General features: G+C 38.2%; 16 protein-coding genes, 1 tRNA gene and 1 pseudogene. 4 read left to right on the plus strand and 14 right to left on the minus strand.

The genetic code is table 11. The annotated features are described in order from the left end of the window. Positions 1 to 21 precede the first annotated feature (21 nt). Together GBI16_RS04435 and GBI16_RS04440 are read left to right on the plus strand one after the other, a co-directional pair. Positions 22 to 492 (plus strand): Lrp/AsnC family transcriptional regulator, encoded by a 471-nt coding sequence (locus GBI16_RS04435; RefSeq protein ID WP_086209319.1) that lies wholly within the window; start codon positions 22 to 24, stop codon positions 490 to 492. Positions 493 to 498: 6 nt separating this feature from the next. Further along, entirely contained in the window at positions 499 to 972 is a 474-nt protein-coding gene (locus GBI16_RS04440) for a GrpB family protein (protein WP_086209593.1), read from the plus strand. 51 nt (positions 973 to 1,023) lie between these two features. Here the strand turns inward: GBI16_RS04440 and GBI16_RS04445 are convergent, their stop codons facing one another. The 6 genes and pseudogenes from GBI16_RS04445 to GBI16_RS04470 form a co-directional block, all read right to left on the minus strand. Continuing rightward, complete coding sequence (locus GBI16_RS04445) at positions 1,024 to 1,773, minus strand: YebC/PmpR family DNA-binding transcriptional regulator (RefSeq protein ID WP_086209318.1); 750 nt, start codon at positions 1,771 to 1,773, stop codon at positions 1,024 to 1,026. Positions 1,774 to 2,034: 261 nt separating this feature from the next. Continuing rightward, on the minus strand, positions 2,035 to 2,607 hold the full coding sequence (locus GBI16_RS04450) for a 1-acyl-sn-glycerol-3-phosphate acyltransferase (RefSeq protein ID WP_086209592.1): 573 nt from the start codon (positions 2,605 to 2,607) through the stop codon (positions 2,035 to 2,037). 1,006 nt (positions 2,608 to 3,613) lie between these two features. Next, positions 3,614 to 3,690: transfer RNA gene (locus GBI16_RS04455), tRNA-Ile, on the minus strand. Positions 3,691 to 4,068: 378 nt separating this feature from the next. Continuing rightward, a pseudogene (locus GBI16_RS04460) lies at positions 4,069 to 4,690 on the minus strand (aminotransferase). Positions 4,691 to 4,776: 86 nt separating this feature from the next. Next, on the minus strand, positions 4,777 to 5,259 hold the full coding sequence (locus GBI16_RS04465) for a CinA family protein (protein ID WP_151706587.1): 483 nt from the start codon (positions 5,257 to 5,259) through the stop codon (positions 4,777 to 4,779). 44 nt (positions 5,260 to 5,303) lie between these two features. Further along, positions 5,304 to 5,954, minus strand: coding sequence for a hypothetical protein (locus tag GBI16_RS04470; RefSeq protein WP_162900276.1), 651 nt, complete (start codon positions 5,952 to 5,954; stop codon positions 5,304 to 5,306). A 101-nt stretch (positions 5,955 to 6,055) separates the two neighbouring features. Between GBI16_RS04470 and ispF the strand changes: the two genes are divergently transcribed. Continuing rightward, a complete protein-coding gene (gene ispF / locus GBI16_RS04475; protein ID WP_151706588.1) occupies positions 6,056 to 6,544 on the plus strand; it encodes a 2-C-methyl-D-erythritol 2,4-cyclodiphosphate synthase in 489 nt (162 codons plus the stop codon). Here the strand turns inward: ispF and GBI16_RS04480 are convergent. From GBI16_RS04480 to GBI16_RS04515, 7 genes are all read right to left on the minus strand, one after another. Further along, positions 6,532 to 7,056 (minus strand): protein tyrosine phosphatase family protein, encoded by a 525-nt coding sequence (locus tag GBI16_RS04480; RefSeq protein WP_086209253.1) that lies wholly within the window; start codon positions 7,054 to 7,056, stop codon positions 6,532 to 6,534. The genes ispF and GBI16_RS04480 overlap by 13 nt on opposite strands. Positions 7,057 to 7,112: 56 nt before the next feature. Then, positions 7,113 to 8,204: a 3-deoxy-7-phosphoheptulonate synthase gene (locus tag GBI16_RS04485; RefSeq protein ID WP_110974899.1), complete on the minus strand. Its 1,092-nt coding sequence runs from the start codon at positions 8,202 to 8,204 to the stop codon at positions 7,113 to 7,115. Positions 8,205 to 8,343: 139 nt separating this feature from the next. Next, positions 8,344 to 9,240 carry a sulfite exporter TauE/SafE family protein gene (locus GBI16_RS04490; RefSeq protein ID WP_086209251.1) on the minus strand — a complete coding sequence of 299 codons (897 nt, stop codon included), beginning with the start codon at positions 9,238 to 9,240 and terminating at the stop codon, positions 8,344 to 8,346. 114 nt (positions 9,241 to 9,354) lie between these two features. Continuing rightward, on the minus strand, positions 9,355 to 9,939 hold the full coding sequence (locus GBI16_RS04495) for a hypothetical protein (RefSeq protein WP_151706589.1): 585 nt from the start codon (positions 9,937 to 9,939) through the stop codon (positions 9,355 to 9,357). Between the two features lie 194 nt (positions 9,940 to 10,133). Further along, on the minus strand, positions 10,134 to 10,430 hold the full coding sequence (locus GBI16_RS04500; RefSeq protein ID WP_151706590.1) for a hypothetical protein: 297 nt from the start codon (positions 10,428 to 10,430) through the stop codon (positions 10,134 to 10,136). After that, complete coding sequence (locus GBI16_RS04505; RefSeq protein WP_151706591.1) at positions 10,427 to 11,986, minus strand: PepSY domain-containing protein; 1,560 nt, start codon at positions 11,984 to 11,986, stop codon at positions 10,427 to 10,429. Before GBI16_RS04505 ends, GBI16_RS04500 begins: the two co-directional genes overlap by 4 nt. 355 nt (positions 11,987 to 12,341) lie before the next feature. Continuing rightward, positions 12,342 to 14,501: a TonB-dependent siderophore receptor gene (locus GBI16_RS04515; protein ID WP_151706592.1), complete on the minus strand. Its 2,160-nt coding sequence runs from the start codon at positions 14,499 to 14,501 to the stop codon at positions 12,342 to 12,344. A gap of 246 nt (positions 14,502 to 14,747) precedes the next feature. Here GBI16_RS04515 and lpxB point away from each other — a divergent pair, with 246 nt between their 5' ends. Beyond that, a complete protein-coding gene (lpxB, locus tag GBI16_RS04520; protein ID WP_151706593.1) occupies positions 14,748 to 15,920 on the plus strand; it encodes a lipid-A-disaccharide synthase in 1,173 nt (390 codons plus the stop codon). Between the two features lie 69 nt (positions 15,921 to 15,989). Here lpxB and GBI16_RS04525 read toward each other — a convergent pair whose 3' ends face one another. Then, positions 15,990 to 18,194, minus strand: coding sequence for an OsmC domain/YcaO domain-containing protein (locus GBI16_RS04525; protein ID WP_151706594.1), 2,205 nt, complete (start codon positions 18,192 to 18,194; stop codon positions 15,990 to 15,992). Between the last annotated feature and the right edge of the window lie 113 nt (positions 18,195 to 18,307).

The following is an 18,307-nucleotide window of genomic DNA, read 5'->3' on the forward strand; positions in this document are numbered from 1 at the left end:
ATGCATTATGAGAGTTAAAAAATGGAATTAGACCGTTTTGATAAGCAAATTTTAGAAATTTTAAGTAATGAAGATATCAATCTAAACGAATTATCAGAGCGTATTAATTTATCGGTCAGTTCGGTGCATCGTCGTATTAAGCATCTGATTGATAATGCGATTATGACTAAAGTTAAGCGAGATATTAACTATCAAAAACTCGGGTTTAGTTTACATGTTTTACTCCAAGTATCTTTGAGTAAACATGATACCGACACTTTTTCCAAGTTCTTGGAAGAGTTGGAAAGCATTCCTGAAGTGACCAATGCCTTTTTAGTGACAGGGCAGTCAGCAGATTTTATTGTTGAAGTTGTGGCAAGAGATATGGAAAATTACAGTGATATTTTACTCAAACGCATTGGTAAAATTGAGCATGTGGTGGCACTTCATTCAAGCTTTGTGATTAAAGAATATAATGTATTTAACTGTAGCGGTTTGTTGAGTAAGGTTTAGTGTATGCTGAGGTTCTATGCAGCTACTGAGTATCAAGCATCTTGCCATCAAAAATTTGTATACTATCAGCGACAACTTTTAGCTCTCATACCCAAAGCACAGATTGAACATATTGGTTCATCTGCCATTCCTCATGCAGTTTCTAAAGGTGATTTGGATATTTATGTGGCTGTTGATGCTGTAGATTTTGACTCAGCCATCGTTAGTATTTCCAGTTTAGGTTTTGTTGAAAAGCTTGATACTTTAAGAACGCATGAACTGTGTATGCTAGAGTCGCTACAGCAGGATGATGTTGCTATTCAATTGGTTGTGAAAAACTCTCAGTGGCAAAGTTTTTTGATCTTTCGTGATCGCTTGTTGAAAAATCAGAATTTAGTCATGGCTTATAATCAATTAAAACACGACAGCCAGCATTTAAGCATGGATAAATATCGTTGCAAAAAAGCAAAATTTATTGAAAGTGTATTAAATCAGACATAAAAAATGCGCTCCCAAAGTTATGTTTGAGCGCGCATTTTGATCAAGCAAAGATTAGGCGTCTAATTCTGCCAACACCGCATCAGAGAACTCAACGTTGGTATAAACGTTTTGTACATCATCTAAATCTTCCAGCATATCAATCATTTTCATGATCTTTTTCGCTTGGTCGATATCAGAAATTTCAGCTTTTGTTGAAGGGCTCATGACCACTTCAGCATTATCAGATTTTAAGCCAGCAGCAGTTAAAGCATCTTGCACATCACCAAAAGATTCGGGTGTAGTAATGACTAAGATTTCATCTTCATCAACTTCGATATCTTCGGCACCTGCTTCAAGGGCTACGTCCATGATTTGATCTTCTAAAGACACATCTTCAAAAGTGATCTCACCACGCTTTGTGAATAAGAAAGCAACTGAACCATTTGTGCCTAAGTTACCATCTGTTTTTGAGAAACAGTGACGCACATCTGGTACAGTACGGTTTAAGTTGTCAGTCATGGTTTCTACAATAACTGCAACACCACCAACGCCATAACCTTCGTAAGTAATTTCTTTTAAATCGTCGTTATCTTCACCACCAACACCACGTTGGATTGCACGGTTAATGACGTCACGTGTCATATTCACAGAAAGTGCTTTTTCTACAACCGCACGGAGACGTGGGTTGCTTGCAGCATCACCACCGCCAAGCTTTGCAGCAGTTGTTAATTCACGAATAAATTTGGTAAAAAGTTTACCACGGCTAGCATCTTGTTTTGCTTTACGATGCTTAATATTGGCCCACTTGGAATGACCCGCCATGCGAAATATGCTCCTTGTAGATTGGCTTTGTGCCTATCAAATTGTGCAAATTCTACCATAAGCACTTTTTTATGCGAAAGTAGGTGTTTTTCTGAAATGAGTCAGATTAAACAAAAAATAAATAAAATTGTTTGAAATAAAGCCAGTTATTTCAAATTTAGATTGTGAAGCAATTCATTTCAAAAATGAGCCCTTAGACAGAATTAATTTAGACCTAAAAGAGAGGGGCTATTCACATTCTTTTAGGTCATTTAGATGAGCTTATTTGGGATCATTTCTAGGTTCAGGAATTTCGATATCTAAACCAACATGTTCTTTATAAAGTGCTTTAATGAGGGCCAAATCATGATCTAACTCTGTGGGATAGATTTTTCCAAAAATACCCCCTTGTTTGGTTTGCGAATTCGCATACATGAGTACAATAGGGACATTTGCGGCTTTTGCAATATGCCAGAAGCCTGTACGAATCGGTTTACGTGCTTCGCCTGTTTTCGCACGGGTTGCTTCTGGTGCAATCACCAAGTTGAATTTTTCATGTTGAGAAAAGTGTTCAACCATTTGCGATACGATGTCTTTATTTGACTTACGGTCAACTGCAATACCACCAATCGCCTCGAGTAGTGGCTTGATTGGCCCCTTGAATAATTCTTTTTTAATCAGGGTATGGATTTTCATATCGTAGATTTGAAAAATGGCCAGTGATAAAACAGCATCGAGCATAGAGGTATGCTCAAATCCAATGATGACTTGCTTATCTTCTAAAACATTTGGTTCCACATGGTATTTCCAGCCTGCGAGCTTAAATGCAGACTCGCCAATCAGTTTCTTTAACATGAGCATAAATATACAAGTGTTTTTTAAAGTGGCTAATGTCTGCTTGTTTGGCGTTTGAGTCAAGCCCTAACTTAATTTTGATCAGACATTAGAGGTCAGATTTTTCCATTAGTAGGCTAAATAATTATGATTAAAAGGTATGCCATAAGTCTTTATAGATCTTTATTAATAGAAAATAAGTATAATTTTTTTAAAAATACTACTATTCATAATCGAAATGAAAGATTAGACTTTGGTCTAAGAAAAGAGTGTGAACTTTCATACTTTAACTTTGGTGTAACAAAGTTCAGGATTGTTAAAATGACTTATCTTTCGACTTTTTTATGGGCATTTGTCCTTTTCGGTTTGGTTGTTCTGTGGTCGGTTGTTGAATTTTTCATTGAGTCTCGTAAGAAAAAGGAAATCAGTATTTAGTGGTAATAATGTATAAATGCACTGATTTTTGATGCTAGCTATAACTAGCTTGATTGACTTAAAAATTTAATTTTCAATCATCTATAATCGTTAATAGCTCTTATTCTAAATGAGATACTTTGTTAGAGCATCATGTTTAGATGCTTAGAATTTATACTTGCTAGTCATATATAGCGTGTTGGATGTTATGTTCACAGTTATTCAATGCTTAACTTAGCCATATTTTTGTGAGTAGTGAGGCTAAGTGATTACAGTATAGGTTTCTGTAGGAGGGTATAGAAACAATGGGGCACGATCAGTCATGATGGCTTGACTCATATCATTTGAATCTATAGCTGCAAGTTTAGGCAAAGAATTTGTGACAGTTATCATAAAAAATGCCTGAAAATAAGATTTGACAGGAAAATCTAAAGCAAAGATAAATTAGGTCGTGATTCTGAGAATGATGAAGATTAGAAAGGATTGCTTAAATGAAAATTTCGAATCTTTTTTAAATAAGCAGAAACGACTAATACTTGAATTCAAAATGTTTATATAAAAATAGCCAATAAAAAACCACCTAGGATTAATGCACCTAAGTGGTTGTTTTATATGGTGGGCCCACACAGACTTGAACTGTGGACCAACGGATTATGAGTCCGCTGCTCTAACCAACTGAGCTATAGGCCCTAATATCTTGAATTTGTTATATATCAACAAGTTCAAGCGAAATGAATACTAGCGAAGATTTTTTAAAAAAACAAGCTTTTTCATACTTGGTTGTACAGTATCCCAACAATTAGAAGATTTGAATATTAATACGTAAGAAATTTAGAAAATGATGAGTTTTCAATGTTGTTGAATTAATTTATGCATCTAGCAAGTGGTGCTACTAAATTGTTTAGGTCAATACATCAAGTGGAACTAAGTATAGACATTCCTAATTCTGTGCAAATGCAGATTTTATAGGCTCTGACCCGCAATAACTAGCAATAGAAAGGATATAGGGGGCTTTGGCCAAAATCTAATGCACTCAGCCAAAAGGCTCTACTTTCATAATTTTAGACCTTATTTTTTTAGCGGGTGAGAAGTACAGGGTCCTCAATGTTATAACCTGTTTCAAAAGGAATCCCGAGATATTGAACTGTCACCAGTGCTTTTTGTTGATGAGGAACTTTATAAGTTTGCGAAATGCGCAGCCCATTTTTATAGTCCACCGCCTTGTGTATGGGACTTTTCAAATTGATGTATTTCACTTGATATTGATAGCTAAACTTCGGTATTGAGAGTGTAGGGTCATACCAAGAGGGTTCTTTTGAAGTCTTTTTATTGATGACTTGAATTTTAACCTGCTTGGGCGGAATCGGCGCTAAAGCTTTGAGTCGTTTTTTAATTTTTGCAATGTCACGGTCAAACTTCTGACTGTCTTGATCATAGTCAATTTTTTGAGTTTTTGGATTGATATATAAAGATTTTACCTCAATCAGTTTGGAGGGGGTTTGCTGTTGAGTTGATAATAATACAATTGTGGCAAACGACCCCGACCATCTAAATAATGTCGCATCACATAAATTTTCTGATCAGTTTGGTCGAGCCCTAAAACTTCAATATTTTGTGGTCCACCTACAGTTGCAAAACTGTGGCTTGAAAAAAATAAGCTACTGAAAAGTAGTGGATGGATTATTCTCATCACCATGAGGCACCTCATATTTTTTACTGATGATGTTTCACTTTAGCGGTTACAAAATGTAGAAAAGTTAACTTGAGTATAACGCTTTAAGCATTTTGGATACGTTCAATGACCATTTGAGCTACGTTTTTCGTAAGTTGTTCAAGTCGCTCGAGCGCAGTTCCTAGCAACAAATACTGGTAGCTACTTAATGTATTTTGATAATAAATAGCCGTGTAAAAGGTGCCTTCTGGTTTTTCAGGCGTCGCACTTCCTCCAGGTTTCAATAACCCTGTACATGAGACAATGATATCGGCATGACGAAACAGTCGATGACCGTGAATTGCCATAGCTTCAGTGACTTCAATCGACTCTGCTGTATATTGCTGAATCAATGCTGGATCTATTTTTAAAATTTCACATTTGATACTGGGATCGTAACTGACCAGTCCACCGAGTAAAATGTCAGCTCCGCTATGTTTATAAATCGAAAACTGACTGGACAAATAACCAGAACTGGCACTTTCGATAAAGGCAATGGTCAATTTTTTCTGTTCTAGGAGGTTGCAGCATTGTACTAATATTTGCACGTTTTTAACCTCCTGATGTTCATTAGGTTGATCTATTTGGTAGCCTAGTCATAAACACGATACACACCAACAAAACGATTACATGCTTTGTTTTCACTTTTTACAGAAAGAATGGCTTTTTGAAAGTTGAACTGATAATGGCAGTTGTTTTCATTGTCCGTGATGTTTTGTTTCTGATCTGGTGTAGTGTAGGCCAAAAATGAAATGGTTTGAGTCTCTATACGATTATTAGGATTACGGTAGGCGATACCTTCAATCTTAATTTTATCTTTAGACAGTTGATGAACTTGTAGATGTACAGGTTGCTTAGCAATCGTCCCATGTTCAAACTTTAAATAGTGTTGGGTCAAACTTTGATTAAGTGAAGTATAGAAATTCAGATCATCAATTCGAAAGTCCATCTGCTGTTGATAGCAATCTAAGGATTTGCACTGTTGTAGACGGTTCAACCATAGCTGCTGGGTATCGACTAATAAACGCTGTGGGGCATCACTGATTAAAAAAGCAGTCATTGATTGCGTGTCTAATTTGTGCCGAATGTCTTTGAATTGATCACCACAGATCTTTTTAAGACCAGACGATGAAGGAGCGTCACAGTCAATGACTTGAGCATAACTAAAGCTGGTACAAAGACAACTTAGACACACTAAAATACTAAATTTTTTCATAAGTTTTATGTCGGTTTTCAACAGCATGATCGCTTATACTTTCACTATGTTGCGCTGCTTGTAACTATAGCGAAAGAGAAAGCGTGAATACAAGATTTCAATCATTTATTTCTTAAAGGAAACTGAGCATGGTTGCACATATTCGAATAGGACAGGGGCTTGATGTACATGCTTTTGAAGAGGGTGAGTTTGTCACGTTGGCTGGGATTCAGATTCCACATACACACGGTTTGAAAGCACATTCAGATGGTGATGTTGTTTTGCATGCTTTAACAGATGCATTATTGGGTGCGTTGGCTTTGGGGGATATTGGTCAACACTTTCCAGATACAGACCCTCGTTTTAAGGGAGCAGACAGTCGTGTATTGCTTAAACATGTCTATCAACTTATTTTAGACCGTGGCTATCAATTAAATAATGCTGATATTACCGTAGCATGTGAACGTCCGAAGTTAGCGCCGCATAATCTGGCAATGCGTCAAAGTATTGCAGACGTTCTTGATGTCGAAGTTACGCAGATTAGTATCAAAGCAACGACCACAGAGAAACTCGGTTTCACGGGTCGTCAAGAAGGTATTTTATCTACTGCAACAGTGTTGATTTCTCATGCAAAATGATCAGGGTTGATCATCGCAAGTTTTAACTCTTGTGTTGCTTTACGGCCTTGAAGTTGTAAAGCAACAGCATGTGCTAAACCTGTCCATGTGTCATTGGGTTCCCAAATTTGATGCATGGCCTCATGGGCTGTCGGCATATCCATATTCATATAATACTGACGATATAAATACATTAAACTGCTGACGCTGTAGTTCTTCGAACAGTGTACCCAAATGGTTTGTTCTTGAACTAAATGATCAATCATATCTAAGATCAATAAACATTGATCATCAGAAGGCATGTCCGACGAAATAGGTACATGTATATAGTTCAGCCCTAAATCTAAGCAAATTTGATCTTCACTGGGCAAATGATTACTGGCATTACTGAGCGCAAGATTGATCACAGTATTTACACCATACTCTTTAATTTGCTTTAACTGTTCTGCAGTTGGTTGTCCAGAAGTCAGTAAATGCTCGTGGATGAATTGAAAATTCAGGGTTTGGCTTAAGTGAGTTTCAATAGCGTTCATAATTTTTTCTTAATCATAGAATGAAAAACGCCATCCGAAGATGGCGTTTTTTAAACTTATCGGTTTGGTAAAACGTCTTTAAGTGCTTCGTGCATCTCTAGTAATACCTTTTCTGTGGTATCCCAGTCAATACAACCATCGGTTACAGACTTACCATATTCGAGGTCGCATAAGTTTTCAGGAATTTCTTGACGTCCACCTTTAAGGTGACTTTCAACCATAATGCCAATAATAGACTTATTACCATCAATGATTTGTTCTGTAATATTTTTCAGAACAAGCGGTTGGAGGAATGGGTCTTTGTTTGAGTTTGCATGACTGGTGTCAATCATGATTTTCGTACTGACTTTAGCTTTAGCCAATGCTGCTTCAGCATCTGCTACAGAACCTGCGTCGTAGTTTGGCTTGCCGTTACCGCCACGAAGCACTACGTGTGCGTATGGGTTACCTGAAGTACGAATTACAGAAACTTGTCCTTGGTTGTTTAGGCCTAAGAAGTGGTGTCCATGTTTAACAGACTGCATTGCATTCGTTGCAACAGTTAAACCACCGTCTGTACCATTTTTGAAACCTACAGGTGAAGATAAACCTGAAGACATTTCACGGTGTGTTTGGCTTTCAGTGGTACGTGCACCAATTGCTGACCAAGAGATTAAGTCTTGATAGTACTGTGGTGAGTTTGGATCAAGTGCCTCAGTTGCACACGGTAAACCTTTTTCATTTAACTCAACCAGAAGCTTACGACCAATTCGTAACCCTTTTTCAATGTTAAATGAGTCATTCATGTCTGGGTCATTAATGAGACCTTTCCAACCCACAGTGGTACGTGGTTTTTCAAAATAAACACGCATAACGATATAAATGGTGTCTTTAATTTTCTCACTTAACGCTTTTAAACGATCTGCATATTCGTGTGCAGCAATTGGGTCATGAATAGAGCATGGGCCAATAACCATAAAAATGCGTTTATCTTTACCATCTAAAATATTGCGTATTGTTTCACGACCGTGAAGTACAGTTTGATATGCAGACTCAGTGAGAGGCAATTCAGTTTTTAATTCCGCAGGTGTTACAAGCGGATGAATGCTTTGTAAGTTCACGTCATCGATATCGTTTTGGGTAATAGAGTTTGACTGTAGAGTATTCATTGCCGTCACTGGTTCGATCGTATTAAGTTGCTTTATGAGCTGAATATAACACGGTTTAGCTGAGAAAAGGTTATAAAAAAGTCGAATGAATCTTTGAAAAAAAAGTGATGAATCTTGGAGTTATTTTAAATCAGAATGCCTAAACTGAGGCATTCTGATGTGTAGAAATTTGAACGACTTGCGCAGTTTCTGCAGGTTTAACTGGTTTTGCTTTAACAGGATTCAACATAAAGTTTACCCCGAGAGCAAAGAGTGTGATGCCAAGGACTTTGCGAATGATTTTTTCAGGAAGACGCGAGCTAATCAGTGTTCCGACAATAATTGCAGGAATCGAACCCACCAATAACCACATCAGGAGGTGAAAGTCGACATTGCCTGAAGTCATATGACCCAAACCTGCTACAAAAGTAAGGAGGACAGCATGTACTACGTCAGAACCAATAATACGAATCATTGGTAAGTTTGGAAACATAATGACCAAAGCCATAATGCCAAACGCACCAGCGCCAACTGAAGATAGTGTTACGAAGACACCAAGAACCACACCCATTATGACAATGTATTTGCGTTTCTTGCTGGTTTGAAGCTGGACTTTTTCTAAGTCTTCAGTCATGTCTGGGAGTTCATCTTTGCGTAATTTATTGAAAAATTTTTCAATTTGATTACGAAAGACAATCGACAAACCTGTGATGGTTAACATAAAGCCTAAGACCATGGTCAGTACAGCTTTATAATGTGTAGATTGGCTTAAATAGTTGTCGAGTACCCAATGTGTTGCAAAAGAAGCAGGAATACTACCGATTGCAAGCCAAAGTACAATTGGCCATACAATATTTAACTTTTTGGCATGCACAAATGAACCGCAGAACTTAGAGATTGCGGCATAAAGTAAGTCTGTACCAATCGCAATGTGAGGTTCGATTCTAAAAAGACTTATCAGGATAGGGGTCATCAGAGAGCCACCACCGACACCTGTAATTCCCACACAAAAACCGACTAAAACACCTGCGAGAATAAATTCAATTGGACCAAACATTGTTATATGCCAAATATCAAAAACGTGCATATCTTATGACGTTTTAATATAAGCCGTTGTCTTGATTGTTGATTTACTTATTCTAAAAAAAGATATAGCAAAGAATTATGTTTGCTAAGAAGCGGTTTGTGATTTAAACAATATAAGAGTAAATAGCCATAAAAAATTGAGAGCGATCATCCCACGTACAACATAGATGTGACGGGTGATGTGACGTTTCCATTTTTCAAAGTCTGCGAATGTTGAAGTATAGGTCATATCGAAATGCTGCTGACGTGGATCAGGTACAGTGAGCTGATGAATAAAGACCTCTTTTTTGGAATTTTTTAGGTCCCAAAAAACAGGTTGCAAATAATAAATTTCGACCTGCCTTACCGTAAATTGGTGACGATGAACCGATTGGTCACATAGTGTCTGAACAGGTTTTACCACCAATGCGCAGTTTGCGACCCATAAATGATGCTGTTGTTTAAATTTCAACGTACTGATCCTTCCTTTACTGACTTCAATCGTGATTTCATCAAAGATCTTGCTTTGAATCTGAGTAGGAATCCAACTGCTCGGGAAACAAATAAAGACAATCAGGTTTAAAAAGACCGAAATCAGAAGTGTCCAGCCAAAATGATGTTTCGACCAAATCCATAACTGTCGAAGAGGAGTGATGATTTCTTGTTGTGACCAATTTAAAATTGAACGCAAGGTTTTACCCTGTGGAAAGTTGTATAAAGTGCTGATTATTAAACATGTTATAACCAAAAAAGCAGGGTGCTTCAACTTAAATGATTTTGATCAGTCTATAAAATTCTGTTGAGTTTTTTTGTTTATATTGAATCGCACAGCTTTTTATTTAGGTCATGATCTAAATAAGAAGTGTGCGAGTTTAAAATAAATGCTTAGCTAGATTTGGTTGTTTTCTTGGGCTTTAAGTCATTGATGCGCAGAATCAGGATAAAAAGGATAGGGCTTGCAAATATAAAGAAACTAACACTTCCTACACCGCGACCCGTGTATTGAATCAATAAAGTTAATGCTACAGCCAATACAGCAAAAGCAAAATAGCGACAGATTTGATAATGTTCTGCACATTTCGACCAACGTGATTTGTGAGTTTTAGGTCGTTGCTTTTCACTCACCAGAAAAAGGATATAGCAGGATAATGCGATAAGGATCCCAGTAATCATATAGATCATGAATGGGTCTCCTGAGCAGCAGTATTGGCATATTTTTTCTGAATTTTTTGAACTGCTTTTTGTTGAATCGGCTGGATTTTTTGATGTAAGAAAAGAGCCAATATCGCAAGGATGACGATCATAAGATCAACTCGCAAGAACAACCAATATTCATTCAAGTTATGTACATATTGATGGCTGATTAAATAGTAAAGATTGAAAATAGGCAAAGACACACCAAGTAAAATGAATCCCTTTAATTGAGTTTTCCAAAGGTGTTGCTGTGGAGTAAGCAGTGCGATGAATAAACTGAGTAACCAAGTGCCAAAAAAGGCGTAAATCTCATAGTTGGGTTGACCTGCTTCTAACTGAAGTAAACGATTTGTGAACAAATAGCTTAGCATGGCAATTGGCAAGCCAATAATAGCTGCGGTATTGAGACGATTTACCAAATAATGTCCAAAGTGGAAGCTTTGTTTCTTATTTTGTAATTGACGTTTTAAGCTCCATAACAAAAGTCCTGAAGCAATCATGGCGCAACCTAAAAGCCCTGAAAAGAAGAATGCGAAACGTAATAGTGGCTGTGCAAAGTGCGCCATATGTAAGCCATAAACACCATTATTGAGTGTCGCAATCGCACTATTATTGCGTGTATCACCAAGTAGTGCACCAGTTTCAGCATTGAAACTGAGTTGGTCAGGACTACGTGTAATGGTTGAGTCAGTTGACGCAACAAAGTTCACTTGAGCCATGTCCGTATTAGGATGTTTGACCGTGATATTATCAATTTCAGTTTTACTCCAGCGCTGTTCATACTGCTGTATAAAGTAGCCTATGGTTTGCATAGTTGCTGGTGTTGGTTTTATATCTGATGCGATGCTAGTGTTTCGTATTTCATCGAAATATTGAAAGGGTTGTTCCGGGTAGAGTTTTTTCATACCACTCGGCAGAATGAGATAAAAGAAAATGGCTAAACCTGTAAATGTAATAGTGAGAAAAAAAGGCAAAGCAATCACAGAAGTGACATTATGAAAGTCCAAATACGAACGTTGTCCTTTAAATGCCCTTAAGGTAAAGAATTCTGTGAATATTTTTTTATGCGTAATGATGCCTGAAATGAGGATAATCATCATTAAAAACGCTGCGATAGTAACTAGAAGCCTGCCGATAAAATAGGGCACACCGTACAGCTGGTAGTGGAAGCCATAGAAAAATTCACCACCTTGAGTTGCAGATAGGCTGACTTCTTTTGCAGTAGTTGCATCTAAAGTCTTACTTTCATAACCACCATCGGCTTTTTGCCAGTAAATTTTATTGACTGGTGAACTTGTACTTGCCACACCTATATACCAACTTTGTGCATCTGCGGCATTTTGTTGTAAGTATTGATATGCTGACTGTATCGCGGTGTCTTGTTTGACTTGCATGGTGGCAAATTGCGGCTGCATCCACAGATTTATTTCATGACGATAATAGGTTGCAGTACCAGTTAAAAAAATTGCAAACAATAGCCAACCAAATGTCAGACCAAGCCAAGAGTGTAGCCATGCCATTGATTGGCGAACGGATTTTTGCATGGTTTAACCTACGAACTTCAGCATGAGAAAAAAGCATAGACCCAGTGAAAAGGTCACAAGACTTAACTTTTTTAAGGATTGAACACAAAAACTCAAAATAACAAAACAGATAAAAAAAATCAGCGACAAAAAAGCAGCGAGAAAAATGGATTCTGCTTTATCTAAAAGCGGGTAAAAACTGAGAGTCAGTAGTTCAGATAAAATGAATGTGCATAAATAGCCTAAGCCAAATGCAACTAAAAACCGATACAAGACGGATACAGGGTATAGAACTTGATTCATGACTAAACATTTTACTCAGATAATAGCACCTTAGTCTCTAGGCTTTAAAAGCTGAAACCCAGGCGCAATTGAATCAATATTTAAATTTCACAGCAACACTATAATTGGCTGGTGCGCCATAAAAACCCTGTGCATCAGGGAAATTGAATAAATACTTTTCGTCGGTGATGTTGTTCCCATTTGCTTGTAAAGTAATATGGTCATTTAGTTCATAACTTGCCATAACATTTACGAGCGCATAAGCATCTTGTTGTATGGTGCCAGCTTTTTGTGTCACTACACCATTGGTATTTGTTGTCTCAGGAACGTCTAAATAGGTTTTGTCTTGCCACTGTACACCCAAACCTAATTTTAGTTTAGGAATTTGTGGGATTTGATAAGTTGTCAATAAATTAAAAGATTGGGTAGGGTTAAAGGTTCGTGCGTCACCGCCATTGATTAAATCTTTCAAACTTAATATGGTGTAACCAAAGTTTAGGTTTAAGTGGTCGGTAAGTTGCCCAGCTAAGCCAAATTCATAACCCTGCGAGCGTAAGTCGCTGACTTGAGTTTTACGAGTTGTTGGCAGGCCATCAGAGTTGCGTAGGGGATAGTTGCTTTCTTCTGTACGGAAAATTGCCATGGTTGCTGTCAATTTATCATCTAGCCATGAGCTTTTTACACCGATTTCATAACTTTCCCCCTCAATTGGCTTATTAATACCACCATCTAATGCTTTGGTTGTTTGAGGTCTAAAAATTGAAGTGTAGCTCATGTAACCTGTATATTCAGGTGTAAAGTTATAAGTTAAGCCAGCATAAGGTAAAACTTTATTTTCATCATAAATTGTATCTGCACCATAGCTTGTGCCCTTACTTTCAGCTTGTACATAGTTTGCACCTAAAAGAAGCCTTAAATCATCGTTTAAATGCAGACGTGTTGCTGCATAAAAACTTTGATTTTTTTGCTTCATATGCATTTCACCACTAGTTTGTGATAAATCCCAAGTCGGTTCATCTGGTGTCCAGCTGGCTAAATCTGTTGTGTTGTGATTGCTGTAACTACCGCCATAACCCAGTTCATTACTGTCATTCTCAGACCATGAGTACCCGAAAACAGCCTCATGACGTTGTCCCAATAATGGATAGGTTCCTGAAAAATTAAGATTGGCTTGACGAGCTTTATTGTCATCCACATATATACCAGGCCATAGGTATACGCCTGAAGTTCCATCGGCACTTGGGTTGCCAGATAAAAACAGAAGTTTTGAATCTCGTGTTGTATGCTTTTCATCATAAGATAGTTTTGCAACCCAATCACCACCAATTTTTTGCTGTAATTCAGCGAAATAATTTTTGATATTGGTATCCCAATAGGTCCAATCTGGACTGTAATTGTAATTTCTTGAATAACTTAACTGCTCACCTTCTGTATTGATGAGAGGGTTTGCACCCCAGTTATTACCATTTGATTTATTATTGGTTTCAGTATAACCCGCGGTAAATAATGTTGAACTGGTGATATCTGCTTCAATAATTGCACCGAAGCCGTTTTTCTCAAGCTCATAGTTGTCTAAATAACTGTCACCTGTTTGTTCATAACCAAATACACGTCCACGTATTTTTCCGTCTTCTGTTAATGCCGAGGACACATCTGCTTCATAACGTTGTGTATTCCAAGAGCCATAACTTGCATTGAACGATGCCTGTAATTCTTGTGTAGGGCGTTTTCGAATCATATTAATACTTGCGCTTGGATCACCAACACCATTATTCAGTGCGTCAGCACCTTTTACTACTTCTATTCGATCAAATAAAAAACTGTCAGGGTTATCATTGTTATAATTATAGCTTTCGAGTGGAAAGCCCACACCATCAACAAGTACATTTGAAATCTCAAAACCACGAGCAAGATAGGTTGTACGATCAGTTTCTTGGTTGCTGACAATAACACCAGGGACGTTCCGTAAAACATCACGGGTACTATTGAGTGCAAAATCATCAAGCTGTTGCCGTGTAACTACATTCACAGTTTGTGGGGTTTCTTTGAGCGGTATGTTTAGTTTAGTTGCACTCGATGAATTTTTAACAATATACGATTTCGAGCGCTCAGAGTTTTGTTCTGCCTGTTCATCACTTGCTTGCACAGTAATCGTTGCTAAATTTTGCGCATCTTGTGCAAGGCTATATTGAGCACTAAAAATAGCTAAGCTAATAATTGATAACCTAAAGCCATGAGATTGGATGTTCAACATTGATTAATGCTAATGAGAATAATTATTGATAAGTTTATTGTTTGCTGAGATTGTTTACAAGTTCTTCACAATTGAAAAAATAAATCGAAAAATTTTGTTTGATAGATTTGAAGCGCAGTATTTAGTGTATTTAGATTTTCTTTCATTATCGTAGTCTTTGCTATTCCCAGATTGGGCCAACATAGTCGCGCCAATCTAAAAATGGCTATGTTATGATGTATGGGTTGAAAAATAAGGACTAATGCTTTGCAAAACCGGAAACTTAAAATTGGAATCGTAGTGGGTGAGGTATCAGGGGATACTTTAGGTGCTCAACTTATTCGTAGTTTTCGTGAGCAAGGAATTGATGCAGAATTTGAGGGTATTGGTGGCCCACAAATGCTTGCAGAGGGTTTTAATAGCTTTTATCCGATGGATATTTTGTCAGTTATGGGGCTGGTTGAGGTTCTTAAAGATATTAAAAAACTTTTTGCAGTGCGTGATGGGCTGGTAGAGAAGTGGACTGCTCATCCTGTCGATGTATTTATAGGGATTGATGCGCCAGATTTTAATTTGCGTCTTTCAAAAAGTTTAAAGCAAAAACAACTGCCCATAAAAACAGTGCAGTACGTTAGTCCTTCGGTTTGGGCATGGCGTCAGGGACGAGTGCATGGCATCAAAGCCTCAATTGATTTGGTGTTGTGTTTGTTCCCGTTTGAAAAAGCATTTTATAAAAAATGGGATGTTCCCGCTGCATTTGTAGGACACCCCTTGGCCAGCCAATTACCTCTAGAAAACCCAATTTTACAAGCCAAAGAAGAACTGGGTTTAGATCTGAGTCAAAAGCATATTGCTTTACTACCGGGAAGCCGACGTGGTGAAATTGAAAAGCTCGGTCCACTGGTTTTAGATGCTGCAAAATTACTCTACGCCAAATATCCAAACTATCGCTTTGTGATACCGGCAATCAATGATGCGCGTAAGCAACAAATCGAAGCTTTGCTTAAGCAGTATCCAAAAGCACTGGTCGACCAAATTGATTTGCTTGAAAACTCAGGCACCGAGTCTAAAATTGGACGCCAAGTGATGAATGCAGCCAATATTGTGGCATTAGCTTCTGGTACAGCAACCTTAGAAGCTATGTTGTTACACCGACCAATGGTGACCTTCTATAAGTTGAATTGGCTCACCTATCATGTGGTGAAATTCTTGATCAAGATTCAATATTATTCATTGCCGAATATTATTGCAGGCAAGAAAGTGATACAAGAATTGATTCAAAAAGAGGCAACGCCTGAGAAATTGGCGGCTGAAATTGAAAAATTAATGAATATTGAAACGGCGCAGATTCAGGCCATGCAACACATTACGATGCATAAACAGTTACTTGCAGGCAATAGTGAAAATCCTGTTGAGGCGATTTTAAATATTTTAGATTAATTTTCTTTAAGATATAGCGATAGTACAGTGAGAAACAACCCAAACGTATTTGGGTTGTTTCTTTTTACGTTAAGGTTTTAGTCCAATAGCTTTGGCACGAGCAGCGTGTAACTTTTTATAACTGTCGATTAAACGTAAGTGACGGTCTAAACCTTCAAGCTTCATACTGGTTTCTGTTAAACCATAGAAACGAATACGACCTTCAACTGTGCCTATTACCGCATCCATACGTTCATCACCGAACATACGACGGAAGTTGGCTTCATATTCTTCCAGTTTCATGTCGTCATCTAACATCACTTCGAGCACGACATTCATACACTGGTAGAACAGACCACGTTCAACGGTATTGGTGTTGTATTGTAAGAATGCTTCAACCAAGTCTTTTGCTTCCTCAAACTGCTCTAATGCAAGATAGATGAGTAGTTTAAGTTCAAGCAGAGTCAATTGCCCCCATTCGGTATTGTCATCAAATTCAATTCCGATCAACGTCTTGATTTCAGTATAGTCGTCTAGCTCACATTCTTCTAAACGTTCAACCAATGCTTCGAGCTGCCCGTCGTCTAAACGGTGTAAGTTGAGAATGTCTTCACGGTAAAGCAGCGCTTTGTTGGTGTTGTCCCAAACCAAGTCTTCAACCAAGTAGATTTCTGAATAACCTGGTACCAAGATACGGCAGGCTGTTGCACCCAAATGTTGGTAAATGGCCATATAGACTTCTTTGCCCATATTTTCCAAAATACCGAACAGCTCATCAGCTTCATCAGCATTTGAGTTTTGGCCTTGATTGGTAAAGTCCCACTCGACAAAGTCATAGTCCGATTTAGCACTAAAGAAGCGCCATGACACTACACCACTTGAGTCAATAAAGTGCTCAACAAAGTTATTGGGTTCGGTGACTGCATTTGAGCTAAATGTTGGGCGAGGTAAGTCGTTCAGACCTTCAAAACTACGACCTTGCAGTAGCTCAGTTAAGCTACGCTCAAGCGCAACTTCAAAGCTTGGGTGTGCACCGAAAGACGCGAATACACCACCTGTACGTGGATTCATTAACGTCACACACATGACAGGGTATTGACCGCCTAGAGAAGCATCCTTCACCAGTACAGGGAAACCTTGCTCTTCTAAACCTTGAATGCCCGCTAAAATGCTAGGATATTTCGCTAAAACCTCTTGCGGTACATCTGGCAGGGTCAGTTCACCTTCCAAAATCTCACGTTTAACCGCACGCTCAAAAATTTCAGACAAACACTGTACTTGTGCTTCAGCTAAGGTGTTTCCTGCACTCATCCCATTACTGAGGTATAAGTTCTCAATCAAGTTTGATGGGAAGTAAACCACTTCAGCATCAGACTGGCGAACAAAAGGCAAAGCGCAAATACCGCGCTCAGTTTTCCCTGAGTTGGTGTCGTATAAATGCGTACCTAACAGTTCTTCTTCAGGGTCATAAATTTCAAGCGTATATTCATCCAGTACGCCTTCTGGCATTTCACCATTTGGACCTGGCATGAACCATTTTTCATCTGGATAATGCACAAACTCGGCATTAGCAATGTCTTCACCCCAGAACTGGTCGTTATAGAAGAAGTTACAGTTCAGACGTTCAATGAACTCACCCAGCGCAGAAGCTAAAGCACTTTCTTTGCTTGACCCTTTACCGTTGGTAAAACACATTGGCGATTGTGCATCACGAATATGTAAAGACCACACATTCGGCACAATGTTACGCCAAGAAGCGATTTCAATTTTCATGCCTAGACCAGCTAAAATACCTGACATATTGGCAATAGTTTCTTCTAAAGGCAGGTCTTTACCTGCAATGATGGTGCTGTTTTCAGAAGCAAGGCTTGGAATAAGCAGGGCTTGTGCATCGGCATCAATGCTTTCTACTTCTTCAATAATAAACTCAGGACCTGTTTGAATGACTTTCTTAACCGTACAACGGTCGATAGAGCGCAAAATACCTTGGCGATCTTTTTCTGAAATATCCGCTGGGAGCTCAACTTGAATTTTGAAAATTTGTTTATAGCGGTTTTCAGGGTCAACAATGTTGTTTTGCGACAAACGAATGTTGTCGGTTGGGATGTCACGTGCCAAACAGTACACTTTGACAAAGTAAGCCGCGCAAAGCGCAGAAGATGCTAAAAAGTAGTCAAATGGACCGGGTGCAGAGCCATCACCTTTGTAGCGAATCGGTTGATCGGCAATGACTGTAAAATCATCGAACTTCGCTTCTTGGCGAAGATTATCGAGATAGTTAACCTTGATTTCCATGCTGGCACCTAAATTTTCCTATATGTCAGCATGGACATATAAGAGATAAAACATTGAAAAATAAGCCGAATCACGGATGAAAATTGGACTTAAAAAAGTGTGGCTAGAGCGAA

The sequence above is a fragment of the Acinetobacter sp. TUM15064 genome (assembly GCF_008980265.1).
Classification (GTDB): Bacteria; Pseudomonadota; Gammaproteobacteria; order Pseudomonadales; family Moraxellaceae; genus Acinetobacter.

Bases quoted from the DNA above. Each gene is read 5' to 3' on its own strand.
- GBI16_RS04435 (WP_086209319.1), top strand. From the start codon at position 22: ATGGAATTAGACCGTTTTGATAAGCAAATTTTAGAAATTTTAAGTAAT.
- GBI16_RS04445 (WP_086209318.1), bottom strand. From the start codon at position 1,773: ATGGCGGGTCATTCCAAGTGGGCCAATATTAAGCATCGTAAAGCAAAA.
- GBI16_RS04450 (WP_086209592.1), bottom strand. From the start codon at position 2,607: ATGTTAAAGAAACTGATTGGCGAGTCTGCATTTAAGCTCGCAGGCTGG.
- GBI16_RS04470 (WP_162900276.1), bottom strand. From the start codon at position 5,954: ATGCTGTTGAAAACCGACATAAAACTTATGAAAAAATTTAGTATTTTA.
- ispF (WP_151706588.1), top strand. From the start codon at position 6,056: ATGGTTGCACATATTCGAATAGGACAGGGGCTTGATGTACATGCTTTT.
- GBI16_RS04480 (WP_086209253.1), bottom strand. From the start codon at position 7,056: ATGAACGCTATTGAAACTCACTTAAGCCAAACCCTGAATTTTCAATTC.
- GBI16_RS04485 (WP_110974899.1), bottom strand. From the start codon at position 8,204: ATGAATACTCTACAGTCAAACTCTATTACCCAAAACGATATCGATGAC.
- GBI16_RS04490 (WP_086209251.1), bottom strand. From the start codon at position 9,240: ATGTTTGGTCCAATTGAATTTATTCTCGCAGGTGTTTTAGTCGGTTTT.
- GBI16_RS04500 (WP_151706590.1), bottom strand. From the start codon at position 10,430: ATGATCTATATGATTACTGGGATCCTTATCGCATTATCCTGCTATATC.
- GBI16_RS04505 (WP_151706591.1), bottom strand. From the start codon at position 11,986: ATGCAAAAATCCGTTCGCCAATCAATGGCATGGCTACACTCTTGGCTT.
- GBI16_RS04515 (WP_151706592.1), bottom strand. From the start codon at position 14,501: ATGTTGAACATCCAATCTCATGGCTTTAGGTTATCAATTATTAGCTTA.
- GBI16_RS04525 (WP_151706594.1), bottom strand. From the start codon at position 18,194: ATGGAAATCAAGGTTAACTATCTCGATAATCTTCGCCAAGAAGCGAAG.